The following is a 24592-nucleotide window of genomic DNA, read 5'->3' as shown; positions in this document are numbered from 1 at the left end:
CAGTGCCGGGGGGCGGGCCGCACCACTTGCAGCGAATCCTCCTAGCGTGCCGTGCGTCCCCGCACTTCCACGGAGGAACACCCCAAGATGAGTTTCGGCGACCCGAACAACCCGTACGGGCAGCAGCAGCCCCAGGGCCAGCCCGGTTACGGCTACCCGCAGCAGGCACCCCAGGGCGTTCCGCCCCAGGGCTACGCCTACCCGCAGCAGGCCGGCTACCCGGGCCCGGCCGGCTACCCGGGTGCCAACGTGCCGATGCCGGGCGGCGTCAAGGGCGCCCGCGTCATCCTCTGGATCCTCGGCATCCTGGAGGCCCTGGGCGGCCTGCTCGTCGCGGTCGGCGGCGCGCTGTTCGCCTCGGCGTTCTCCAGCTCTTCCAGCTCCTCGGCGAGCGACGCGGGCACCGCCGCGGCCGGCGTGTTCGTCGTCCTCGGCATACTCATGGTCGGCATCTCGCTGTGGCCGATCCTGACCGCCGCCAAGATGGCCAAGGGCCGCGGCGGCGTCCGGGTCTCCGGCATCATCTTCGGATCGATCCAGACCCTCTTCGCCGGAGGCGGCCTGCTCGTCAGCATCGTGACGCTCAGCAACCTGAACGACTCGGGCGTCGCCCCCTTCATGTTCACGCTCGTCATCCAGGGCGTCTCGCTCGGTCTGGGCCTCTGGATCCTGATCGGCCTGGCCAACTCGGCCGCGGGCGTCTACTTCAAGCGCCCGCAGTACTAGGACCGCCGCCGCGGCCGGTACGAAGCCTCGTAGCCTCGTACCGGCCGCGCATACGGCGAAGGCCGCGCACCGCATCGCTGCGGTGCGCGGCCTTCGCCGTATTGCCGGGGACTCAGTGGAAGAAGTGCCGGGTCCCGGTGAGGTACATCGTGACGCCCGCCGCCTTCGCGGCCTCGATGACCAGCTCGTCGCGCATCGAACCGCCCGGCTGGACCACGGCCTTGATACCCGCGGCCGTCAGGATCTCCAGCCCGTCCGGGAAGGGGAAGAAGGCGTCGGACGCGGCGTACGAGCCCTGCGCGCGCTCGGCGCCCGCCCGCTCGACCGCGAGCTTCGCGGAGTCGACGCGGTTGACCTGGCCCATGCCGACGCCGACCGAGGCGCCGTCCTTGGCGAGCAGGATCGCGTTGGACTTGACGGCGCGGCAGGCCTTCCACGCGAAGGCGAGGTCGGCGAGCTCGTCGGCGGAGAGGGCCTCGCCGGTGGCGAGGGTCCAGTTGGCCGGGTCGTCGCCCTCGGCCTGGAAGACGTCCGCCTGCTGGAGGAGCACGCCGCCGGAGATGGGCTTGAGGTCGCCCGGCTGGTGCGGGTGGCCCTCGACCTTCAGGACGCGGATGTTCTTCTTCTTGGCGAGGACCTCGACGGCGCCCGGCTCGAAGCCGGGGGCCACGATGACCTCGGTGAAGATTTCGGCGACCTGCTCGGCGAGCTCCACGCTCACCGGGCGGTTGACGGCGATGACGCCGCCGAAGGCGGAGGCCGTGTCGCAGGCGTGCGCCTTGCGGTGGGCCTCGGCGACGTCCTTGCCCACCGCGATGCCGCACGGGTTGGCGTGCTTGATGATCGCGACGCAGGGCTCTTCGTGGTCGTAGGCGGCGCGGCGGGCCGCGTCGGTGTCCACGTAGTTGTTGTAGGACATCTCCTTGCCGTGCAGCTGCTCGGCATTGGCGAGCCCGCCGGGCTGGCCGTCCGTGTACAGGGCCGCGGCCTGGTGCGGGTTCTCGCCGTAGCGGAGGGTGGACTTGCGCTCCCACGCGCCGGCCAGGAACTCGGGCAGCGCGTCCGTTTCCTGGGGGGCCTCCGGGGCGTACGCGTTCGTGAACCAGGAGGCCACGGCGACGTCGTACGCGGCGGTGTGCTGGAAGGCCTCGGCCGCGAGCCGCTTGCGGGCGGTGAGGTCGAAGCCGCCGCCCTGGGCGGCGGTGAGCACGTCGGCGTAGCGCGCAGGGCTGGTGACCACGGCCACCGAGGGGTGGTTCTTGGCGGCGGCGCGGACCATCGACGGGCCGCCGATGTCGATCTGCTCCACGCACTCGTCCTCGGTCGCGCCCGACTGGACGGTCGCGAGGAAGGGGTAGAGGTTGACGACCACCAGGTCGAAGGGCTCGACGCCCAGCTCGGCCAGCTGGTTGCGGTGGTCCTCCAGGCGCAGGTCGGCGAGGATGCCGGCGTGCACGCGCGGGTGCAGGGTCTTGACCCGGCCGTCCAGGCACTCGGGGAAGCCGGTCAGCTCCTCGACCTTGGTGACGGGCACCCCGGCCGCGGCGATCTTCCCGGCGGTGGAGCCGGTCGAGACGAGCGCGACGCCCGCCTCGTGCAGGCCGCGGGCCAGCTCTTCCAGCCCCGTCTTGTCGTAGACGCTGATGAGGGCGCGCCGGATCGGGCGCTTCGAAGCGGTGAGGTCTGCGCTCTCTGCGGTCACGGTCTCTGCGGTCCCTGCGGCCTCTGCGGCGGTCACTGGATTGTTACCTTTCGTCCCTCGATGCTGTAGCCGTGCCGGGCCAGGCGCCCCACGACCTCGACGAGCAGCTCGCGCTCGACTTCCTTGATCCGCTCGTGGAGAGCGGCTTCGTCCTCTTCGTCCCGGATCTCGACCACACCCTGGGCGATGATCGGACCGGTGTCCACGCCCGTGTCCACGAAGTGGACCGTGCAGCCGGTGACCTTCGCCCCGTAGGCGAGTGCGTCCCGTACGCCGTGGGCGCCCGGGAAGGCCGGGAGGAGGGCGGGGTGGGTGTTGATGAACCGGCCGCCGAAGCGGTCGATGAACTCCGCACCCACGATCTTCATGAACCCCGCCGAGACCACGAGGTCCGGCGCGTGCGCGTCGGTGGCCTCGGTCAGGGCGGCATCCCACTGCGCGCGGGTCGCGTACGCCTTGACCGGGCACACGAAGGTGGGGATCCCCGCCTTCTCGGCACGTTCCAGGCCGGCGATGTTCTCGCGGTCGGCTCCCACGGCGACGACTTCGGCACCGAAACCCTCGGATCCGCCGGGGTGGGCGTCGATGGCGTCGAGCAGGGCCTGGAGGTTGGTGCCGGAGCCGGAGACCAGCACGACCAGGCGGGAGACGGCCATGGGAGGCCCTTTCTCGGGCGGGGGCACCCCCGGCGTGAGCTGGGGGCACGTCGTTCGTCTTGTGCGGTCGTACGAAACTTCGGGTCGCCGAGATGGGCGGACCCTACGAAGCCACCGACCGCCTGCAACGATACCGGCACACCGGACGGCCCCCGAGGGACGGGGGGACGGGTGGGCGGTAGCGTCTGGCCTACAAGCCGCAAACAGGCCTCCGACGTCCCAGCGACGTCCATGACACAGGGGATGAAACACACCCGATGCCGGATCGCCGCCAGCCCGACCGCTCCACCGACGACAATCCCTTCGCGGCGCCCCCGGAAGGCCGGCCCGACCAGCCCTGGGAACCGCGCGACGGCGGTGACGGCGGACCCGGGCACGGGCCGGGCGAGGCCCCCGGATCCGGACCGGCCCGCTGGGATCCGACGGACCCGATCCAGCGACGGGCGCGGTACGCGCTGCTGGCCGGCATGTGGGGCTTCTTCTTCGTGGTCATGGACATCCCCTCGATGGGGCTGCTCCTCGGCGCACTGGCCCTGTACTGGGGGATCAGCGCCCTGCGGGGCACACCGGTGAAGCCCGCCGGGGAGGACGGAGCGGCCACCGCCACGGTGGCCGATGTGACCGGGGGGCCGAGCCGGGCCACGGAGCCCGCCGCGGCCCAGGGCGGCCTGGCGGCCCTGGGGGCCGCCGCCCGGCCCCAGCGGACGGCGGCGGTGAGCGGCCTGGTCGCCGCCTCGCTGGCGGTGCTGCTGGCGCTGTCCTCGTACGCCGTGCACCTCGCGTACAAGGACTTCTACGTCTGCGCGCAGGACGCCCTCACGAAATCGGCGGAGATGCAGTGCAACGACCTGCTGCCGGACAACTTCATCGGAAAGATGATCAAGATTCCGGGGTAGTCGGACCGGCTATTCGGATTCCTGCCCGGGTTCCTTCCCGGAGTCCCTCGTCCCGGTGACCGGTGCGGCTTCCGTTTCGGGCCCCGGCCTGAGGCGGGTCAGGACCCGCGCGCCGGTCACGGCCGGGGCGAGCGGGGCCGGGACGGCCGGAGCCGGAGCCGGCAGGGGCTCCGCGGCGGGCGGCGGGCCGGCGGGCATCGCCGGGATCCCGCTGGTCGCGGGGGTCCCCGGGGGCGGCGGGGTCGCTGGAATCGCGACGATCGGGATCGGAGTCAGGTCCAGCTTGAGCCCGGGCATGACCAGTACGGGCCGCTTCGGCGGCACCGGTACGGGCCCGGGCGCCCGACCCGGCGCGGACCCGGCGCGGGGCTCCTCCTCGAGGGGCTCCGGCGGGTTCGGCGCGGAGGAGAAGTCCGGGATCAGGGTGCCCGCGGCCCGGCGCAGCGCCGCCCAGCGGACCTCCCGTACCCCGCTGTCGTGCCAGGCCTCCGCTCCGTCGGGGGCCTCGGACATCCCCCTCGCGGGCCGGTTGCGCCACGCGTGCACCGTCACGGCCACCGGGACGGCGAGCGCCAGGGTCCAGACCAGGGCCGCGCCGCCCGCCTGCCACCAGACCGGCCCGAAGGCGGCCAGCTCCCGGGAGCCGAGCGGCCCGGCCGAGGCGGCGGCGAGCCCGGCCGTGGCCAGGGCGCACACCAGCGCGCCCAGGGCCGCGGTGAGCGCGGTCTCCCCGTACGAGACTTCGCGCGCCCGGCGCACCGCGAACCAGCCCACCGCCAGCCCGGCCACCACCGGCACCGCGGCCGCGGCCCAGGTCAGCGGCGTGCCGGGGCCCTGCGCGGGCAGCGCGGCGAGCAGCGGGAAGCGGGGCAGCGCGGGCGAGCCGCCGAAGCCGAGCGGGGTCGCGGTGGCCGAGGCGCCCAGCGCGAAGCCGGGGCCCAGGGCGTAGGCGGCGCCCCAGACCACGGCGTTCGGGATCAGGGTGAGGGCCAGCAGCAGGACGGCGAAGCGGCCCGACCAGAATCCGGTCAGCGCCGCGAAGGACCCCTGCACCTCCGCCCCGTGCCAGGCCAGCGAGGCTCCGACCAGCAGTGCTCCGCCGCCGAGCAGGACCAGGACCCCGCCGACGCCGGCCCGCAGCGCGAGTGCGTAGCGGGGGCGGGTGAACCGGCCGGTCAGCGGCCCGAGCGGTCTCCCCCGGGCCTCCCAGACCCCGCCGGCGGCGGCCAGTGCGGCCACCAGCGGGAGGTGCCAGGCCGCGCTGAGCGGGTCGGCGGGCATCGGCCCGGAGGCGGCGTACACGGTGGCCAGGGCGCCGACGCCGAGGTAGCCGCAGAGCACGGCGGAGAACACCACCGAGGCGGGCAGCGGCTCCGCGCCCCGCTCCTCCTCGGCGGCGCTGCCGAGCCGGGCGGCACGCCGGATGAGCAGCGCGGGCAGGGCGATGAGCAGCAGCGGGGTCACGCCGACGGGGGCGGGGACCCCGGAGAGGGTCTCGTAGCGGACCAGGTCGGTCCCGTGGGCGAGCAGCCAGAGGCCCGCGGCGAGGTGCAGGGCGCCGCCGGGGCCGCTGTCGGGGTAGGGGGAGCTGATCCACAGGACGATGACGAGCACGGCGAGGAAGCCGAGCCCCAGTCCCGCGGCTACGGCTCCGCCCACGACACACGCGGCGGCCGCCGGTGAACGGCGCCGGGCGGGGGCCCTTGGGGGCGTGGGCAACGAGGTCCCGCGTTCGGTCACTTGGGTCACCCGCTCATGGTGCCAACGACACGCGCTATGGGCGGGTAACAGGCGAATGCCCGTGGTGTCGCTCAATATACGTTTATGTACTTTTTCGCTCAGGGCGTCCGGGTCGCGGGGAGTGTGGCATGACACAAAGCGTCACGGAGCTGAGCCTCCCCACCCCGAAGGAACGCCGACGCCTGCGCGAAGCGGCCGAGCTGACGCACGAGGAGGTCGCGGCGGCGGTGGGGGTCACCGCCACCACGGTCCGCTCCTGGGAGACCGGCCGCACCCACCCTCGGGGCCGCAAGCGCGAGGCCTACGTGAAGCTCCTGACCCGCCTCGCCACGGTCACTGACCCTGCGTCGGACCAGGGGGAGCAGGCGGAGCAGGTCGACGCGGACGGGGCTGCGGCCGTGGTTGCGGCCGCGCCTGACGGGGCCTCGGAGTCCGAAGCGGACCCGACGGCCGGTACGGAGCCGGCCGCCGTCGCCGTTCCCGACACGCCGACCCGGCCCACCCGGCCCGCCTGGGCCAACGGCGCCGAGGTCGAGCCCGAGGTCGAGGTCGAGGTCGAAGCCACTGCCGTGACCGGCGTGTCGGAGGAGTCCGAGGCGGTAACCGGAGCCTCGGAACCCCACACGGACGAGGCGTCAGCCGCCAACTCCGCCGAGGGGCGCTTCGGGTTCCGTGCCCATGCCTTCGGGCGCCCCGTCGGCGCGCAGACCCGGCCCAAGGCCGCCGTCAAGCGGGCCGCGAAGCCCCCCGTCGGAGTGCCCCGGCACGAGGCCAAGGCCACGGTAAAGGCCGCGGTCGGCGGTGGCGGCGGCCTCGCCACGCTCCGGTCAGGAGGAACGGTTCCTCCCGGTCCGGGCACGGGTCCGGGCACGGGTCCGGGCACGGGTCCGGGCACCGGAATGAGCATCAACGGTATCGGCAGCGGCACCGGTCCGGGCAGCGCCGGGCCGGGCGACGAGAACCGCGGCACGAGTGCCCGTACCGCCCCCGAGGACTCCGCCGCGGACGCCCCCGAAGGCGCTGGAGACGGCGACGGGGCGGACGAACGCCCGCCCCCGAAGGTCCCCGCGCCGGAATCCGCCTTCGACGCGCTCTACAACCGCACCGCCCCCGCCCTCACCCGCCAGGCCTACCTCCTCACCGGCCGCCGCGCCCTCGCCCGCGAGGCCGTGGAGCACGCCTTCCAGCAGGCGTGGGGCCGCTGGCCCGAGGTGGCCACCGACCCGGACCCGGTCGGATGGGTGCGCGCGGCGGCGTACGAATACGCGCTCTCGCCCTGGCACCAGTTCCGCAGGGCCCACAAGCACCCCGACAAGCCCCCGGCGGACCCCGGCGACCGCGTCCTCATGGACGCGATGCTCGCGCTGCCGCCCGCCCACCGCCGGACCGTGCTGCTCTACGACGGCGTCGGGCTGGACCTCCCCGACACCGCCGCCGAGACCGAGGCCTCCACGCCGACCGCCGGCAGCCGCCTCGTCAACGCCCACGACGAGCTCGCCGACCGGCTCCCCGAGCTGGCCGACGTGGCACCCGGGAAGCAGTCCGCACTGCTGCGCGAGCGGCTCGGCGGCCTGAGACCGGCCGTCGCGCTGGAGCCGCGCTCCGCGGCCGTCGTCCGGGCGGCCGGCGAGGGCCGGACCCGGCGGTGGACCCGCGCGATCCTGGGGCTGACGGCGGTGATCGCCGCCGCGACGGCCTACACGGCGGTGACCGCGCCGACCGAGTACGTGCCCGAGCGCGCCCCCGGCGCGAACGTGTCGGGCGTGCCCCCGCACGCCGGCCCGCAGCAGCTCTCGGACGAGGGGCGCCAGCTCCACGAGAAGCTGCTGAACGACCCGGCGGCCGGCCCGGCGAGGGTCTCGCCGAAGCCGGAGTAGAACGGGACCGGACCGGACGGGACCGGACGGGACCGGACCGGACCGGACCGGACCGGACCGGACCGGACCGGACCGGACGGGACGAGAACGGGCGTGGCCCGCACCCCCTCACAGGGTGCGGGCCACGCCCGTCACTACGTACAACTGCGGCAGCAACTGCTGCCGTCGCGAATTACTTCGCGGCGTTGAGGATCTCGCGCGCCAGCTTGGCCGTCTCGGTCGGCGTCTTGCCGACCTTCACGCCCGCGGCCTCGAGGGCCTCCTTCTTGGCCTGTGCGGTGCCAGAAGAACCGGAGACGATGGCACCGGCGTGGCCCATGGTCTTGCCCTCGGGGGCGGTGAAGCCCGCGACGTAGCCGACGACCGGCTTGGTGACGTTCTTCGCGATGAAGTCCGCCGCACGCTCCTCGGCGTCGCCGCCGATCTCGCCGATCATGACGATCAGGTCGGTGTCGGGGTCCGCCTCGAACGCCGCGAGGGCGTCGATGTGCGTGGTGCCGATGACCGGGTCGCCACCGATGCCGACGGCGGAGGAGAAGCCGAGGTCACGGAGCTCGTACATCATCTGGTAGGTCAGCGTGCCCGACTTGGACACGAGACCGATGCGGCCGGGCTTGGTGATGTCGCCCGGGATGATGCCGGCGTTGGACTGGCCGGGGGTGATCAGACCCGGGCAGTTCGGGCCGATGATCCGCGTCTTGTTGCCCTTGGACGTCGCGTACGACCAGAAGGCGGCGGAGTCGTGCACCGCGATGCCCTCGGTGATGACGACGGCCAGCGGGATCTCGGCGTCGATCGCCTCGACCACGGCGGCCTTGGCGAAGGCCGGCGGGACGAAGAGGACGGAGACGTTGGCGCCCGTCTTCTCCATCGCCTCGGCGACGGAACCGAAGACCGGGATCTCCGTGCCGTCGAAGTCGACGGTGGTGCCGGCCTTGCGCGGGTTGACGCCACCGACGATGTCGGTGCCGTCAGCCAGCATCAGCTTGGTGTGCTTCATGCCCGTGGCACCGGTCATGCCCTGGACGATGACCTTGCTGTCCTTGTTGAGGAAGATAGCCATGTGAGTCTGTGACCTCTGCCCTTACTTCGCAGCCGCGAGCTCGGCGGCCTTGTCGGCCGCGCCGTCCATGGTGTCCACGCGCTGCACCAGCGGGTGGTTGGCGTCCGAGAGGATCTTGCGACCCAGCTCGGCGTTGTTGCCGTCGAGACGGACGACCAGCGGCTTGGTGACCGCCTCGCCCTTGTCCTCGAGCAGCTGCAGCGCCTGGACGATGCCGTTGGCGACCTCGTCACACGCGGTGATGCCACCGAAGACGTTGACGAAGACGGACTTGACGTCCGGGTCGCCGAGGATGATCTCGAGACCGTTGGCCATGACGGCGGCGGAAGCGCCACCGCCGATGTCCAGGAAGTTGGCGGGCTTGACGCCGCCGTGGTTCTCGCCGGCGTAGGCGACGACGTCGAGGGTGCTCATGACGAGACCCGCGCCGTTGCCGATGATGCCGACCTCGCCGTCGAGCTTGACGTAGTTGAGGTTCTTCGCCTTGGCGGCGGCCTCGAGCGGGTTCGCGGCCGCGTGGTCCACGAACGCCTCGTGGCCCGGCTGGCGGAACTCGGCGTTCTCGTCGAGCGAGACCTTGCCGTCGAGCGCGATGACGTCGCCGTTGGCGACCTTCGCGAGCGGGTTGACCTCGACGAGGAGCGCGTCCTCGGCGATGAAGGTCGCCCACAGGGTCACGAGGACCTCGGCGACCTTCTCGGCAACCTCGGCCGGGAACTGCGCCAGCGCGACGATCTCGCGGGCCTTCTCGATGGTCACGCCCTCGTTGGCGTTCACCGGGACCTTGGCGAGCTTCTCCGGGGTCTCCTCGGCGACCTGCTCGATGTCCATGCCGCCCGCAACCGAGGCCATGGCCAGGAAGGTGCGGTTGGTACGGTCCAGCAGGTACGAGACGTAGTACTCCTCGAGGATCTCGGGAGCCGTCTCGGCGATCATCACCTTGTGGACCGTGTGGCCCTTGATGTCCATCCCGAGGATGTCCGTCGCACGAGCGACGGCCTCGTCGGGGGTGGCGGCGAGCTTGACGCCACCGGCCTTGCCGCGGCCGCCGACCTTCACCTGTGCCTTGACGACCGACTTGCCACCCATGCGCTCGGTGGCCTCGCGGGCTGCCTCAGGCGTGTCGATGACTTCACCGGCCAGCACCGGTACACCGTGCTTGGCGAAGAGGTCCCTCGCCTGGTACTCGAACAGGTCCACGCGCGTCCGTCCCTTGTCTTCAAAGATTCGCAGTGATTCGCGGTTATCTGCTATCTGCGTGGGCGTGCCGCGGAGGGCAACGTGACGGCGCTGTCACAAGGAAGGCGCACACGGTGACCGTGGACGCGGCATGTCCGTCCCGCAGGTTATCCCCGTGGGACGTAGGTCCCTAAATCGCAGATCACACCTGAGCGGTGATACCTGTCACAGATCGCCTCACGGTTGAACTGCATCTTCGTGCGATCTGCCGATGTACGGGCGGGATCAGGACCCTCCGACCGGTCCGGGCAGGGGCCGCTTCTCCAGGGCCGCGGCCATCACGTCCGGGAACAGGTCGGGGGTGCAGGCGAAGGCCGGGGCGCCCAGTTCGGCGAGGGCCGCGGCGTGTTCGCGGTCGTAGGCGGGAGCACCCTCGTCGGACAGCGCGAGCAGGGTCACGAACTCGACGCCCGCGCCCTTCATCGCCGCGACCCGCTTGAGCATTTCGTTGCGTATGCCGCCCTCGTAAAGATCACTGATGAGGACGACGACCGTGTCGGCGGGCCGGGTGATCCTGGACTGGCAGTAGGCGAGCGCGCGGTTGATGTCGGTGCCGCCGCCGAGCTGGGTACCGAAGAGCACGTCGACGGGGTCGTCGAGCTGGTCCGTCAGATCCACGACAGCGGTATCGAAGACAACGAGCCGGGTCGAGATCGAACGCATCGAGGCCAGCACCGCCCCGAAGACGGAGGCGTAGACGACCGAGGCCGCCATCGAACCCGACTGGTCGATGCAGAGGATGACCTCCTTCTTCACCGACTGCGAGGCCCGGCCGTAGCCGATCAGCCGCTCGGGGACCACGGTGCGGTACTCGGGAAGGTAGTTCTTCAGGTTCGCCCGGATGGTCCGGTCCCAGTCGATGTCCGCGTGCCGGGGGCGGCTGATCCGGGCCGACCGGTCGAGGGCACCGGTGAGCGTGGCCCGGGTCCGGGCCGCGAGCCGCTTCTCCAACTGCTCGACCACTTTGCGGACCACGGCGCGGGCCGTCTCCCTGGTCGTCTCGGGCATCGCCTTGTTGAGGGAGAGCAGGGTGCCGACGAGGTGGACGTCCGGCTCCACGGCCTCCAGCATCTCGGGCTCCAGCAGCAGCGCGGACAGCCCCAGCCGCTGGATGGCATCCCGCTGCATGACCTGCACCACGGAGGCGGGGAAGTACGTCCGGATGTCCCCGAGCCACCGGGCCACCTTCGGCGCGGACCCCCCGAGCCCGCCCGACCGCTCCCCCGCAGCCTTGCGCCCCCCACCATCCCCGCCACCGCCGTACAACGCCCCGAGCACGGAGTCCATCCCGGCATCCGCCCCGCTCAGCACACACCCGGTCCCATCGGCCTCCCCCCCGAGCACCATCCGCCACCGCCGCAACCGCTCGTCGCCGACGCCCGCCATCTGCCATCCCCTGCTCTCGTAGTCAGCACATCAATCAGCCCCGCCTGGTCCGCCCACAGCCCGTCCGGCGTTTGAGGCCCGGGCCCGCGCAGCGCCCCACTTCCAGCCCGTCCGGCGTTTGAGGACCGGGTCCGGGCAGCGCCCAACCCCCAGCCCGTCCGGCGTTTGAGGACCGGGCCCGCGCAGCGCCCAACCCCCAGCCCGTCCGGCGTTTGAGGACCGGGCCCGCGCAGCGCCCAACCCCCAGCCCGTCCGGCGTTTGAGGACCGGGCCCGCGCAGCGCCCAACCCCCAGCCCGTCCGGCGTTTGAGGACCGGGTCCGGGCAGAGCCCGGGGAACGGTGGAAGGGCGGGTAGGGGACACGCCCCGCGCAGCGGCACCCCCACAGCCCCGGCCACAGCCCCGGCCACGGCACCGGCACCGGCACCGGTCAGCCCGGCGCCCCCGCCAGGAGCAGGCGGTGGACCAGGTCCACCACCGCGTCCGCCCGGACCGGGTCCAGCTCCGCCCCGAAGCCCGCCGGAGCGGACCCCGCACCCCGCCCGGCGGCGGAGGGTCCGGCCCCCGGCCCCCGCCGCACCAGCTCGCCCAGGGTCCGTTTCACGCCCGGCTCGTACGCCCCGAACGTCCGCCGCAGCAGCGGCAGTACGTCCACGAACGCCCGCTCCGGCACGGATGTCAGCCACGCGTCGATCAGACCGAGCAGCCGCTCGTCGTGGACGAGCAGCGTGCCGCCGCCCGAGCCGCCGCCCGCGAATCCCTCGATCCAGCCCGCCGCGTCGGCCGGCGCGGACGCCGGGGAGAGCGAGAGCCCCATCAGCCGGGCCGTCTCCTGCGGCGGCAGCCGCCCGTCGTCGAGCAGCAGCCGCGCGGCCCGGCCGCGTATCAGCCCGGGGACGGTGTCCCGCCCGGCCAGGCTCCGCAGCACCGTCGACCACCGCTCCCGCAGCCCCTCGGCCCCGTGGGCCCCACCAGCCCCATCCGACCCGTCGCCCCCGTCGCCTCCCAGCAGCCCGATCGCCGCGTGTACGGAGTCCACGTGTCCCCGCAGCTCCGCCGCCGCGTCGGCGTCCAGCCCGGCCGCGCAGGCGGGCGGCAACGCCACGCAGATCCGCTCCGCGAGCCCGGCCGCGACCGTGCCCAGCGCCGCCGCGTCGGTGCCGCGTACGTCCCCGTACCGCAGGGAACGGGCCAGCGCGGGCAGCGCCTTGGCCAGTCCCGCGACATCGGTGTCCAGCGCGGCCAGGTCGGCCAGCGCCCGCAGCACGGCGGGCAGCGCCTGCGAGAGCCCCGCCAGCAGGCACCGCTCGGCCAGGGCGGTGACCTCGCCCAGCTCCCGGGCGCTCTCCGCGTCGGCCTCGGCCCTGGCGGTGGCCGCCCCGAGGACGGTGGTCCCCCATATGCCCGCTTCGGCGATCCGCACCGCGAGCTCCGGTTCCCAGCGGAGCCGCCAGGTCTCCCGGAAGGTGCCGGTGCTCCCCCGGGAGGCCGCCGGGACGCCCCAGTCGATGCCGAGCAGCCGCAGCCGGTGCAGCAGCAGGGACTTGGCCGCGTCGGAGTCCTTGCGCAGATCCAGTTCCAGGTCCCGCTCCTGCGCCTCGGCCTTGAGGCGCAGTGAGCGCTGCTGGCGGGTCAGGTCCCGCTGGAGCGGTACGGCGGGTGCCGCGTCGGGGACTTCGCCGAGCACGTCCCCGACGACGAGCCGGTCCTGGATCAGCGCGAGCGGTATGTCGGAGCCGTCGCACATGACCGCCCGGACCGCTTCCAGGGTCTCCGTCAGCCCCGGTACGGGTCTGCCCCGCATCGCGGCGAGGGTGTCGGCGAGCCGGACCGCTTCGATGACGTGCGCCGGGGAGACCTGCCGGTCCTCGGCGCGCAGCAGGTCCGCGACCTTGGTCAGCCACCGCTCGACGGGCCGGTCCCGGGCCGCGAAGAGGTGCGCGTACCAGCCGGGCGAGGTGATGCCCGCCCCGTACCCGCCGGCTCGGGCGAGGCGCCGGTGGGTCCAGGGGACCCAGGTGGTCTCCACCTTGACCTTGGGCACTCCGGTGAGCAGTGCCTTGTCGGCGGCCGCGGTGGTCTTCGCCCGCAGGGCCGGCACGTGCCAGGCTCCGCAGACCACGGCGTACCCGTCGCCGAACTCGCGGCGCGCTGCCCGCATCCGCTGGCGCATGTGGGCCTCGCGCACCAGGTCCCGGTGGTGGCCGCCGGCCCCGTACTCCTCGCGCAGGGCGCCCATGGCTTCGCCCAGCGCTTCGAACACGGCCAGCGGGTCCGCGCCGCCGGAGCCGCCCCGGTGTTCGACCACGTCCTCCCACCAGCGCTCGGGGTCGTCGTACCCGGCGGTTTCGGCGAGTACGGCCAGGGGGTCCAGCCGTACGGTGCGGCCGGAGGGTCCGGGCGCCTCCCCGCCCTCCCCCGCGTCCTCCCCCGAATCCCCTTCGGCGTCTCCCCCGAGGTCGGCCTCCCCGGCCAGGGCCAGGGAATGGGCGGCGGGCAGGTCGATGAACCGGACCGGCACGTCCCGCGCCTGGGCCCACCGGATGGCGGCCCACTCCGGGGAGAAGCCGGCCAGCGGCCAGAACGCGGCCCGCCCGGGGTCGTCGGCGGCGTGTGCGAGCAGGGCCACGGGCGGCCGCATCCCGGGGTCGGCGGCGAGCGGCAGCAGGGCGTCTCCCTCGGGCGGCCCCTCGATCAGCACCGCCGAGGGCTGCGCCGCGTCGAGGGCGGCCCGTACGGCGCGGGCCGAGCCGGGCCCGTGGTGCCGTACGCCCAGCAGCAGCGGCCCGCGCTGCGCGGTCCGCGGGCTCATACGGTCACCTCCCGGCAGGCGCGGTAGAAGTCCTTCCAGCCCTCGCGCTCGCGCACCACGGCCTCCAGGTACTCCTGCCAGACCACCCGGTCGGCGGCCGGGTCCCGCACGACGGCCCCGAGGATCCCGGCGGCCACGTCGGAGGGGCGCAGGACGCCGTCCCCGAAGTGGGCGGCCAGGGCGAGGCCGCCGGTGACCACCGATATGGCCTCGGCGGTGGACAGGGTGCCGCTGGGCGACTTCACCTTCGTCCGTCCGTCGTCGGTGATGCCGCCGCGCAGCTCGCGGAAGACGGTGACCACCCGGCGGATCTCCTCGAGGCCCTCCGGCGCGGCGGGCAGGTCGAGGGCACGGCCCATCTGGTCCACGCGGCGGGCGACGATGTCGACCTCGGCGTCGGCAGTGGCGGGCAGCGGCAGGACGACGGTGTTGAAGCGGCGGCGCAGTGCGCTGGAGAGCTCGTTGACCCCGCGGTCGCGGTCGTTGGCGGTGGCGATGAGGTTGAAGCCGCGCACGGCCTGCACCTCCTGGCCGAGCTCCGGTATCGGGAGGGTCTTCTCGGACAGGACGGTGATGAGGGTGTCCTGGACGTCGGCGGGGATGCGGGTGAGCTCCTCGACGCGGGCGGTCATTCCGTCGGCCATGGCCCGCATGACGGGGCTGGGTACGAGGGCTTCGCGGCTGGGCCCGTGGGCGAGCAGGCGGGCGTAGTTCCAGCCGTACCGGATGGCCTCCTCCGGGGTGCCGGCGGTGCCCTGGACGAGCAGGGTGGAGTCTCCGCTGACGGCTGCGGCGAGGTGCTCGGACACCCAGGTCTTGGCGGTGCCGGGGACTCCGAGGAGCAGCAGGGCGCGGTCGGTGGCCAGGGTGGTGACGGCGACTTCGACGATGCGGCGCGGGCCGACGTACTTGGGTGTGATGACGGTGCCGTCTTCGAGCGTGCCGCCGAGCAGGTACGTGGCCACGGCCCACGGGGAGAGCTTCCAGCGGGCCGGGCGGGGCCGGTCGTCGGCGTCCGCCAGGGCTTTCAGTTCGTGCGCGAAGGCGTCTTCGGCATGCGGTCGCAGTGCCTCGGCGGTGGTCTCGTTCTCGGTCGCGGTCATGGTCCCCCTCCAATGCTCGGCAGCCATGTCCGACTGCTGGCTCCACGATGCACCCGACCACTGACAACGCCCCCTGGACCCCGCGTTGTTGCAGGTCAGAGCGATTGTCAGTGGGGGTCTCTACGGTGGAACACATGACAGAGCAGGGGGTCCGCTGGACAGCGGAACAGGTACTGGCTCTGGCTCCTGACGACGCATCACGCAAGGCGGGGGCCAGACTCGGCGGGGCGGGGCCGTGGTCACAGACCGGAGGTTCCGCTTCCGGTGCGGTGTGGGGTTTGTGCAAGGGCAGCGGCAGCAAGCCGTACCGGACGGTCGTCGACCTGTCGGGCCCGGCGTACAAGTGCTCCTGCCCGAGCCGGAAGTTCCCCTGCAAGCACGCGCTGGGGCTGCTGCTGCTGTGGGCTACGGAGGGGCTCGCAGACGCGGCGGGGGCGCCGAGGGGGGACGGGATGCCCGACGGGGCGGCGGCTCCGGACTGGGCCGGCGAGTGGCTGGCGGAGCGGGCGGCGAAGGCCGCCCGGACCGCGGCCGACCGCTCCGCCGAGGCCGGGCCGGCGGACGCGGAGGCCGCCCGGAAGCGGGCCGAGCGGCGGGCGGTCCGGATCGGGGCGGGGGTCGCCGAGCTGGAGCAGCGGCTCGCGGACCTGGTCCGCGGCGGCCTGGCCGGACAGGAGCAGGCCGGGTACGCCGCCTGGGAGGAGACCGCCGCCAGGATGGTCGACGCCCAGGCGCCGGGACTGGCGGCCCGGGTGCGGGAGTTGGGGACGATACCCAGTTGCGGCGCCGGATGGCCCGCCCGGATGCTGGAGGAGGCCGCGCTGCTGCACCTGCTGGACCGGGCGTGGCTGGGGATATCCGCATTGCCGGAACCGCTGGCCTCGACGGTCCGCGGCCGGGTGGGACTGCCTTCCGGGGCGGGGGGCGAGGTCGTACGGGACCGCTGGCTCGTGCTGGCCCAGTACGACACGGCGTCGCCCGACGGCCGCCTCACCACCCGCCGGATATGGCTGCGCGGGCTGGCGAGCGGGCGGCCGGCCCTGGTCCTGGACTTCGGCCCGCCCGGGCGACCACCCGGGCTGGCCCTGCCCGTCGGGCTGGTGCTGGATGCGGAAGCCCGCTTCCGGCCCGGCTCGGCGGGACTCCGGGCGGACCTCACCGAACGGTTCGCACCGGCCGAGCCGTGCGGGGCTGCGCCGACGGGCGTGAGCACCGGCGCGGCACTGGAGGCGTACGGCGCGGCACTGCGCGAGGACCCCTGGCTGGAGTCCTGGCCTGTGGTGCTCGGCCCTGTGGTGCCGATACCGGGAGGACAGCGGGGGGACCAACCAGGCGAAGCAGCCTGGCAATTGGCGGACGTGGAAGGGGCGTCCGCCCTGCCCGTGCCCTTGACCGGGGCCGGGAGCCGGCCCCGTGCGGGGCTGTGGCAACTGGCCGCGCTGTCGGGAGGCGGGCCGGTGACGGTGTTCGGCGAATGCGGACACCGCGGTTTCACCCCGCTGACGGCCTGGCAGCCGGACTCCTCGGAGCCGGTGGTGCTGACTTCGGCCTGAGCGGGGCGCAGGGGGAAGAAGCGGCGGCGCATGGGCGCCGACGTGCAGGAACGACTGAGCCGGGGGGCTTTTGTGGACGACAACCACGCCAGTTGAGACCGAAGTCGTGGCGATGACCACGGGGGAATTCGAGCTGCTCCGGTCCCGCGGAGGGGGCGGGACCGGAGCACGCCACGCGCACGAGGGAAGGACCCGATGACCACGACGACGAAGACCACGACCACCACAACCACGCACTCGGGCACGAACACCGGCACACCCACGGGCACGGGCACGGCCACAGCCACGCCCACCACCACGGCCGCCGTCCCGGACTGGGACGAGTTGGTCGGAGCCGCACTCCTGGGGACCGAACGCCGCCAGGGCAGTCCCGGGGCCCTGCTCGGGGCCGCGGCCGTGCAGACGGTCCGGCGCCGGGCCGGTCTGCGGCCCGCCGAGGCGGGCCCGCGGCTGGAGCCCGCGCCGCACGATCCCCGGCCCATGCCGCCGGAGGCGGCCCGGCGGCGGCTCGCGCATCTGCTGGCCGGCCGGACCGCCGCGGGCAGCGGCGGCGGGCGGCGGGGGGCCGCCCCGGATCTGACGGAGCTGCTGCCGCAGTGGCTGGCCGCCGCCGGACACCACGGCTACCGGGCACCGGCGGCGCTGGTCCCCGCGCTCCTGGACGCGGCGCGGGCCCGCACCGACCTGCGCCCCCAGGCGCTGGCCCTGGCCGGGACGCGCGGGCTGTGGCTGGCCCGGCTGAATCCGGACTGGCGGTTCGCACTGCGCGGCGGTTCCGGCGGCGCCGGGGAACTCCCCGCGCCGACGGACGCCGCAGGGGTGGAACGCCTGTGGCAGGAAGGGCTGTTCGCGGAGCGGGTGGCGCTGCTCGGTACCGTACGGGCCCACGAGGCGGCGGCCGCGCTCCGCCTGCTGAGCACCACATGGCCCACCGAGCGGGCCGAGGACCGGCTGATGTTCCTCGACTCGCTGCGGGTGGGCCTCTCGCCGGGAGACGAGCCGTTCCTGGAGGCCGCGCTGGCCGACCGCAGCCGCAACGTCCGGGCGACCGCCGCCGAACTGCTCTCCGCGCTGCCGGAATCGGCGCTGGCCGGACGGATGGCCGAGCGGGCCCTGGTCTGCGTAGGCCCGGAGGGGGTGACACCGCCGGTCGAGTGCGACGCGGGCATGCTGCGCGACGGGGTGGTCAAGCGGCCGCCCGCCGGGCGCGGGGAGCGGGCCTGGTGGCTGGCGCAGCTGGTGGAGGCCGCTCCGCTCTCCTGCTGGCAGGAGCGGTTCGGGGGGCTCGGCCCGGCGGAGATCGTGGCGCTGCCGACGGCCGAGGGCTGGGCGGAGGAACTCCATGCGGCCTGGTGCCGGGCGGCGGTCCGCCAGCGCGATCCCGCCTGGTGCGAGGCCCTGCTGGGCTCGGCATCGGCCCCGCCCGCGACGGGCCCGGCGACGGCTTCGCTCGCCGAGCGGGCGAAGCTCCTGTCGATCCTCGGCGAGGAGGAACGGGCGGCGTGGGTCGCGGAGTTCATACGGGCCCACGGGCTGTCGGAGGCGTTCCAGCTGCTCGGGGTCTGCGTGGTGCCGTGGGCGGGAGAGCTGGGGCGGGCCGTGGTGGAGGCGCTGGACAGCGCTCGGGAGGCGGGCGGCTACCCGTGGAGCTTCAGCGGGGTGATGGGACTGGCGGAGCGCTGCCTCGACCCCGCGGAGGCAGGGCTGCTGGACGCGGTCGCGGTGGCAGCGGCTCCGGCCGAGCCGGGGGGCGCGGAGGCCTACTGGTCGGAGGCCTTCCAGCGCCTGGTCGCCACGCTCCGCCTCCGCGCGACGATGCACGCCGAACTCACCCCGCAGGGTCCATGACCCCGGGGCCGTGCGCGCCGGACCGTGCGGGGTCGGTCCGCTCGGCCGGCGCCGGGCGGACCTTGCCCGTAAGGGCTACGACGTCTGTCGGACGTGCCCGTTCACCCAGGCCACGATCTCCGTGGTCGTCGCGCCCGGGGTGAAGATCTCCGCCACGCCCTTCTCCTTCAGCGGAGCGATGTCCGCCTCCGGGATGATCCCGCCGCCGAACACCTTGATGTCGGCCGCGTCGCGCTCCGCGAGGAGTTCCAGCACGCGCGCGAACAGCGTGTTGTGGGCTCCCGAGAGGATCGACAGGCCGATCGCGTCGGCGTCTTCCTGGATCGCGGTGTCCACGATCTGTTCGGGGGTTTGGTGGAGGCCGGTGTAGATGACCTCCATGCCGGCGTCCCGCAGGGCCCGCGCGATCACCTTGGCACCCCGGTCGTGGCCGTCGAGACCCGGCTTGGCCACCACCACACGGATCGGACCGGTCACACCCATCGCACTGCCTCCCGAGTGAACGAACGTTAAGTACAGCATCGCGCACACCCCCGTTTCGCGGTCAACCGGGAGGGGGAAATCACACGTGGGATGGCGTGCCGCCGCTCCCGTGCCGCCACACCGTGCCGACAGCCGCACGGCACGGCGTGGCCGGCCGTCGCGGGCTCCTGGCACTTTGTCCCGGTCCCAAGGCAGTTGGGGGGAGGCCGTCCATGGGGCTGTCCACGTCCGGGGCCGCGCTGCGGGCCGGCCTGTTGGAAGCGATCGTGCTCGGCGGGCACATCCTGATGTATCCCACGGGGATCCGCCAGGAGCGACGGCCCGCCACCACCGGCGAGCGTCCGCCCGTCCTGCTCCTGCACGGGTTCACCGACAACCGTTCCGTCTTCGTCCTGCTGCGCCGCGCCCTCGGGGCGGGCGGCCGGCGGCAGGTGGAGACGTACAACTACTCGCCCTTCACCCTCGACCTGCGCGTCACCGCCCGCCACCTGGCCCTGCGCATCGAGGAGCTGTGCGAGCGCACCGGGCAGGAGCGGGTGGACCTGGTGGGACACAGCCTCGGCGGGCTGGTGGGGCGGTACTACGTCCAGCGGCTCGGCGGCGACGCCCGCGTCCGCATGCTCGTCACGCTCGGAACCCCACATTCCGGAACCCGCGTCGCGCCCTTCATGGACGCACATCCGCTGGTCCGCCAGATGCGCCCGGACTCCGAGGTGATGGCCGAACTGCGCGCACCCGCGCCCGGCTGCCGGACGCGCTGCGTGGCGTTCTGGAGCGAGTTCGACGAGCTGATGGACCCGACCGAGACGGCCCGCATCGAGCATCCGGACCTGCTCGCGGAGAACGTGCAGGTCACCGGCATCGGACACCTCGCCCTGCCCGCGCACCCGACGGTCATCGCGGCGGTCCGGCGCGCACTCGACGGGCCCGGCCCGGCCGCCCTCGCCCACCCCGGCGCGGCCTCCGTCGCCTGATTTCCCGACCCCGGAAATCGGCCCGCCACACCCTCTCTAATCGAACGCATTTCGAACTCAAGGCCAAGGGTGCTTCTTTGGGCGACCGAAAGGCGGCCGAATGCCCGGTTCCCTCAAGGCTGGAACCCGCCGAAGATTGTCGTTGCGAGTAACCGCCGGGTACAGTCACGCCACTGCTCTCCTCCGAGGAACCCCAAATTCCTCGGCCACCCAGGCCCCCCGTTGCCGAGGCGAAAGAGAAGTTGGTGAACGACCGCCCATCGTCGGGCCAGTACCCCAACCATGGGTACGACGGCCTTTCCACCACCACTTTCGCTGGTGATTCCGCGTACACGTCCCAGGAATCACAGGGTCAGGGCTATAACTACGCCGCTTATGGCTCGTACGAAACCAGTTCCTACGACACTGGTTCCTACGACACCGGCGGGTACGACACGACCGCCTGGACCACCCCGCAGAGCAGCTATCCCCAGCAGCCGCAGGCCGGTTACGACACCGCCGACGGTTACGACGGATACCTCTCGACCGTCCCCGCCCAGGCCGTCTCCACGGACTACCAGTCCACCGCCTTCGGCTACGACGCCTCCGCCGAGCAGACCGGCCACTGGTCGGTCCCCGGCTACGCCGCCGAAACCGGCACCTACGACGCCACCGCCTGGAACACCGGCGCGCAGCAGCAGGAGCAGGAACAGCAGCAGGACTACTCGTACGGCTACGAGCAGCCCCAGGAACAGGCGCAGGCCCAGCAGTACGCGTACGAGTACGAGTACGAGACGTACTCCGCGTACGAGGAGCCCGCATCCGCGTCCTACACCGAGACCTCCGTCTTCGGGGTCATCGCCGACGAAGTCACCGGCGAGTTCGCGTTCGACCCCGAGCTCGAGCTCGAGCTCGATGACGAGGGCGACGCCGCCGAGTTCCGGGTGCACGACCTCCCCACCCAGGCCATGCCCGTCACGCTCGCGGCCCCGGCCGCACCGCGCCCCTCGCGCCGCGCCGGCAAATCCGGCAGCGCGGGCAAGTCGGGCAGCGTCGGCAAGTCCGGCAGCGGAAGTCCGGCCGCCGGTGGCAACACCCGCCGCCGCACCCCCGCGAAGCGTTCCGCCCTGCTGACCGTGGCCGTGCCCTCCGCCTGCGTGATGGGCGTCGCGGGTGTCGCCGCCGCCTCCGTGGGCGGACTGACCGGTCCGGAGAAGCCTTCCGAGGAGACGACCACGATGGCCGCGCCCGACCCGGCGTCCATCAAGCCGGTCGCGGCGAACAGCAAGCTGGACACGCAGCTCACCGCGCTGAGCGCCGACGCCGGCGATTTCGCGAACCGTGCGAGCCGCACCCAGGAGCGCATCGACCTGCGCCTGCGCCAGGACGAGGAAAAGAAGAAGAAGGCGGAGGAGGAGGCGGCCAAGGAAGCGGCGCGCCCCAAGTTCGTTCTCCCCGTCGAGCAGCACGGCCTCAGCGCGGGCTTCGGCCAGGCCGGCGTCAACTGGATGTCCGTGCACACGGGCATCGACTTCCCGGTTTCCTACGGGACTACGGTCATGGCCGCCACCGACGGCACCGTGCGCAGCCAGTGGAACAGCGCCTACGGCAACATGGTGATACTCACCGCGCCCGACGGCACCGAGACCTGGTACTGCCACCTCAGCAGCGCCAAGATCCGCTCCGGCAAGGTCAAGGCCGGCGATGTAATCGCGTACTCCGGCAACTCCGGCAACTCCACCGGTCCGCACCTGCACTTCGAGGTGCGTCCGGGCGGCGGCACCCCGGTCGATCCCCAGGCATGGCTCCGCAGCCACGGCCTGGACCCGAACTAAGAGGAACCGGACCCCGGACCGGCGGCCGCGCGGCCGGCAGGCCGGTCATCCCCTCCGACCGGCCTGCCCGCCCACCGCTTCCTAGAGCTTCTGCACCGGCGCGTACCGCAGCAGCAGCCGCTTCGGCTTCTCGTCCCCGAAGTCGATGGTGGCCTGCGCGTCGGCGCCCGCCCCCTTGACCTCCATGACGGTGCCCAGCCCGAACTGGTCGTGCGTGACCCGGTCCCCGACCACCAGCGCGATGACCGGCTTGTCGGAGGCCCGGCGCGTCGCGAACCCGGACGGGCCCGACTTCGAACGCGACGAGGACAGGAACGACTCCGGCGAGGTCCCGAACGAGCTCTTCGAGCCGCCGCCCGAGCCCGAAGACCCGTACCCGGAGCTCCGCATCGGGCCCGCCGGCTTCTGCGCCGCGCCCGTCCGCTTCCACTGCAGGTATTCGGCCGGGATCTCCTCGAGGAACCGCGACGGCGGGTTGTAGGAGGGGGTGCCCCAGGCGCTGCGCATGGAGGAGCGCGTCAGGTACAGCCGCTCGCGCGCCCGGGTGATGCCCACGTACGCGAGGCGGCGCTCCTCCTCGAGTTCCTTGGCCTGGCCCAACGCCCGCATGTGCGGGAAGACCCCGTCCTCCATGCCGGTCAGGAAGACCACCGGGAATTCGAGGCCCTTGGCGGTGTGCAGGGTCATGAGGGTGATGACGCCGTTGCCGTCGGTGTCCTCGTCCGGGATCTGGTCGGAGTCGGCGACCAGCGCGACCTGTTCCAGGAACTCCGACAGCGTGCCGGGGCCCACGGGCGGTCCGCCGTTCTCGGCGGCCTCCGCCGCGGCGGCCTCCCGGGCCTGCTCGAACTCGAGCGCCACGGCAGCCAGTTCCTGGAGGTTCTCGATGCGCGTCTCGTCCTGCGGGTCGGTCGAGGCCTGGAGCTCGGCGAGGTAGCCCGTACGCTCCAGGACCGCTTCCAGGACCACCGCCGGGCCCGCGCCCGAGTCGACGATCGTGCGGAGCTCTTCCATCAGCACGTTGAAGCGCTTGACGGCATTGGTCGAGCGGGCGGCCATGCCGAAGGCCTCGTCCACGCGGCGCAGAGCCTGCGGGAAGGTGATCTTCTCGCGCATGCCGAGGGCGTCGATCATCGCTTCCGCGCGCTCGCCGATACCGCGCTTGGGCACGTTCAGGATGCGGCGGAGCGGGACGTTGTCCTCGGGGTTGGCCAGGACGCGCAGGTACGCGAGGACGTCCCTGACCTCCTTGCGCTCGTAGAAGCGCACGCCGCCGACGACCTTGTAGGGCAGTCCGACGCGGATGAAGATCTCCTCGAACACGCGGGACTGCGCGTTGGTCCGGTAGAAGATCGCGACGTCGCCGGCCTTCGCGTCGCCCGCGTCCGTCAGCCGGTCGATCTCGTCGGCGATGAACTGGGCCTCGTCGTGCTCGGTGTCCGCGACGTAGCCGGTGATCACCGCGCCCGTGCCGGCCTCGGTCCACAGGTTCTTCGCGCGGCGGTTCTCGTTGCGCTCGATGACCGCGTTGGCGGCGGACAGGATCGTCTGCGTGGAGCGGTAGTTCTGCTCCAGCAGGATCGTGGTGGCGTCCGCGTAGTCCTCTTCGAACTGGAGGATGTTGCGGATGGTCGCGCCGCGGAAGGCGTAGATCGACTGGTCGGCGTCACCCACGACGCACAGCTCGGCCGGCGGCAGGTCCGGGTATCCGGTGCCGACCAGTTCGCGCACGAGCGTGTACTGGGCGTGGTTGGTGTCCTGGTACTCGTCGACCAGCACGTGCCGGAAGCGGCGCCGGTAGTGCTCGGCGACCTCCGGGAAGGCCTGGAGCAGGTGGACGGTGGTCATGATGATGTCGTCGAAGTCGAGGGCGTTCGCCTCGCGCAGCCGCCCCTGGTACATCGCGTACGCCTGGGCGAGGGTCTTCTCGAAGCCGTCCACGGCCTGGCCGGCGAAGGCGTCCTCGTCGATCAGCTCGTTCTTCAGGTTCGAGATCTTGGCGTTGAAGGCCTTCGGCGGGAACTTCTTCGGGTCCAGGTCCAGATCGCGGCAGACGAGGGCCATCAGCCGCTTCGAGTCGGCCGCGTCGTAGATCGAGAACGAGGAGGTGAAACCGAGCCGCTTGGACTCGCCGCGCAGGATGCGCACGCACGCACTGTGGAAGGTGGAGACCCACATGGCGTTGGCGCGCGGGCCGACGAGGCCCTCGACGCGCTCCTTCATCTCGCCGGCGGCCTTGTTGGTGAAGGTGATCGCCAGGATCTGGCCGGGGTGGACCCCGCGCGCGCCGAGCAGGTGGCCGATGCGGTGCGTCAGCACGCGCGTCTTGCCGGAGCCTGCGCCGGCCACGATGAGCAGCGGGGATCCCGCGTGCACCACGGCGGCGCGCTGCTCCGCGTTCAGCCCGTCGAGGAGCGCCGCCGGGTCGATGACGGGCCTGGGGGCGCCGTCCCGGTAGTACGCGTCCCCGCTCATGGGCATGTCGAACCGGCCCCCGAAGAGATCGTCCGCGCCCGTCTCGGGGGCGGCGTGATCTTCGGGCGGCGGCGGGACCTCGTCGGAGGGGGAGAGGTCGGCCAGGAAGCTGTCGTCAAAGAGGCTGCTCATCGCCTTCCGAGTTTAGAGGGCGGGACCGACAGCCGGTCCCGGCCCGGGAAATTCGACGGCATATGCACGGCGAATCCTGTGCGGGCCCTTCCGAGGCACCCCCTCCGCGACTA

17 protein-coding genes are annotated in these 24592 nt (G+C 73.0%); 7 read left to right on the top strand and 10 right to left on the bottom strand.

From position 1 onward, the window contains the following. The first annotated feature begins 87 nt into the window (after positions 1 to 87). A complete protein-coding gene (locus OG490_RS22955; RefSeq protein ID WP_330298160.1) occupies positions 88 to 726 on the top strand; it encodes a hypothetical protein in 639 nt (212 codons plus the stop codon). Positions 727 to 838: 112 nt separating this feature from the next. Here the strand turns inward: OG490_RS22955 and purH are convergent, their stop codons facing one another. Further along, the gene (purH, locus tag OG490_RS22950) at positions 839 to 2428 is read right to left on the bottom strand and encodes a bifunctional phosphoribosylaminoimidazolecarboxamide formyltransferase/IMP cyclohydrolase (RefSeq protein WP_330298159.1); all 1590 of its coding nucleotides are present in this window, start codon (positions 2426 to 2428) and stop codon (positions 839 to 841) included. Between the two features lie 32 nt (positions 2429 to 2460). After that, positions 2461 to 3084 carry a phosphoribosylglycinamide formyltransferase gene (purN, locus tag OG490_RS22945; RefSeq protein WP_330298158.1) on the bottom strand — a complete coding sequence of 208 codons (624 nt, stop codon included), beginning with the start codon at positions 3082 to 3084 and terminating at the stop codon, positions 2461 to 2463. 257 nt (positions 3085 to 3341) lie between these two features. Between purN and OG490_RS22940 the strand changes: the two genes are divergently transcribed. After that, positions 3342 to 3980 carry a hypothetical protein gene (locus OG490_RS22940; protein WP_330298157.1) on the top strand — a complete coding sequence of 213 codons (639 nt, stop codon included), beginning with the start codon at positions 3342 to 3344 and terminating at the stop codon, positions 3978 to 3980. Positions 3981 to 3989: 9 nt separating this feature from the next. Here the strand turns inward: OG490_RS22940 and OG490_RS22935 are convergent, their stop codons facing one another. Then, positions 3990 to 5729: a cell division protein PerM gene (locus tag OG490_RS22935; RefSeq protein ID WP_330298156.1), complete on the bottom strand. Its 1740-nt coding sequence runs from the start codon at positions 5727 to 5729 to the stop codon at positions 3990 to 3992. Positions 5730 to 5848: 119 nt separating this feature from the next. Here OG490_RS22935 and OG490_RS22930 point away from each other — a divergent pair, with 119 nt between their 5' ends. Continuing rightward, the gene (locus tag OG490_RS22930) at positions 5849 to 7597 is read left to right on the top strand and encodes a helix-turn-helix domain-containing protein (protein ID WP_330298155.1); all 1749 of its coding nucleotides are present in this window, start codon (positions 5849 to 5851) and stop codon (positions 7595 to 7597) included. 172 nt (positions 7598 to 7769) lie between these two features. Here OG490_RS22930 and sucD read toward each other — a convergent pair whose 3' ends face one another. The 5 genes from sucD to OG490_RS22905 all read right to left on the bottom strand — a co-directional run bounded on the left by sucD (position 7770) and on the right by OG490_RS22905 (position 15200). Beyond that, a complete protein-coding gene (gene sucD, locus OG490_RS22925; RefSeq protein ID WP_330298154.1) occupies positions 7770 to 8660 on the bottom strand; it encodes a succinate--CoA ligase subunit alpha in 891 nt (296 codons plus the stop codon). A 21-nt stretch (positions 8661 to 8681) separates the two neighbouring features. Next, complete coding sequence (sucC, locus tag OG490_RS22920) at positions 8682 to 9860, bottom strand: ADP-forming succinate--CoA ligase subunit beta (protein ID WP_112446542.1); 1179 nt, start codon at positions 9858 to 9860, stop codon at positions 8682 to 8684. A 264-nt stretch (positions 9861 to 10124) separates the two neighbouring features. Beyond that, positions 10125 to 11285: a vWA domain-containing protein gene (locus OG490_RS22915; RefSeq protein ID WP_330298153.1), complete on the bottom strand. Its 1161-nt coding sequence runs from the start codon at positions 11283 to 11285 to the stop codon at positions 10125 to 10127. A gap of 430 nt (positions 11286 to 11715) precedes the next feature. Beyond that, positions 11716 to 14097 (bottom strand): DUF5682 family protein, encoded by a 2382-nt coding sequence (locus OG490_RS22910; protein ID WP_330298152.1) that lies wholly within the window; start codon positions 14095 to 14097, stop codon positions 11716 to 11718. Continuing rightward, positions 14094 to 15200: an ATP-binding protein gene (locus OG490_RS22905; protein WP_330298151.1), complete on the bottom strand. Its 1107-nt coding sequence runs from the start codon at positions 15198 to 15200 to the stop codon at positions 14094 to 14096. The genes OG490_RS22910 and OG490_RS22905 overlap by 4 nt, the downstream gene beginning before the upstream one ends. 134 nt (positions 15201 to 15334) lie before the next feature. Here OG490_RS22905 and OG490_RS22900 point away from each other — a divergent pair, with 134 nt between their 5' ends. Both OG490_RS22900 and OG490_RS22895 read left to right on the top strand, forming a co-directional pair. Continuing rightward, positions 15335 to 16753 carry an SWIM zinc finger family protein gene (locus OG490_RS22900; RefSeq protein ID WP_330298150.1) on the top strand — a complete coding sequence of 473 codons (1419 nt, stop codon included), beginning with the start codon at positions 15335 to 15337 and terminating at the stop codon, positions 16751 to 16753. Positions 16754 to 16948: 195 nt separating this feature from the next. Next, positions 16949 to 18601 (top strand): DUF5691 domain-containing protein, encoded by a 1653-nt coding sequence (locus OG490_RS22895; RefSeq protein WP_330298149.1) that lies wholly within the window; start codon positions 16949 to 16951, stop codon positions 18599 to 18601. 75 nt (positions 18602 to 18676) lie between these two features. Here OG490_RS22895 and OG490_RS22890 read toward each other — a convergent pair whose 3' ends face one another. Then, positions 18677 to 19084, bottom strand: a complete 408-nt coding sequence (locus OG490_RS22890) for a cobalamin B12-binding domain-containing protein (protein ID WP_330298148.1) — start codon at positions 19082 to 19084, stop codon at positions 18677 to 18679. A 212-nt stretch (positions 19085 to 19296) separates the two neighbouring features. On the opposite strand from OG490_RS22890, the gene OG490_RS22885 reads away from it, so the two are divergent. Further along, entirely contained in the window at positions 19297 to 20058 is a 762-nt protein-coding gene (locus OG490_RS22885) for an alpha/beta fold hydrolase (protein ID WP_330298147.1), read from the top strand. A gap of 245 nt (positions 20059 to 20303) precedes the next feature. Then, positions 20304 to 21872, top strand: coding sequence for a M23 family metallopeptidase (locus OG490_RS22880; RefSeq protein WP_330298146.1), 1569 nt, complete (start codon positions 20304 to 20306; stop codon positions 21870 to 21872). Positions 21873 to 21953: 81 nt separating this feature from the next. On the opposite strand, the gene pcrA is transcribed toward OG490_RS22880, so the two are convergent. Beyond that, positions 21954 to 24479 carry a DNA helicase PcrA gene (gene pcrA, locus OG490_RS22875; protein ID WP_330298145.1) on the bottom strand — a complete coding sequence of 842 codons (2526 nt, stop codon included), beginning with the start codon at positions 24477 to 24479 and terminating at the stop codon, positions 21954 to 21956. Positions 24480 to 24592: the final 113 nt, after the last annotated feature.

Source organism: Streptomyces sp. NBC_00503, from assembly GCF_036346895.1.
Taxonomy (GTDB): domain Bacteria; phylum Actinomycetota; class Actinomycetes; order Streptomycetales; family Streptomycetaceae; genus Streptomyces.
Note: the sequence above shows the minus strand (reverse complement) of the source record. Positions and strands in the feature narration are given on the sequence as shown.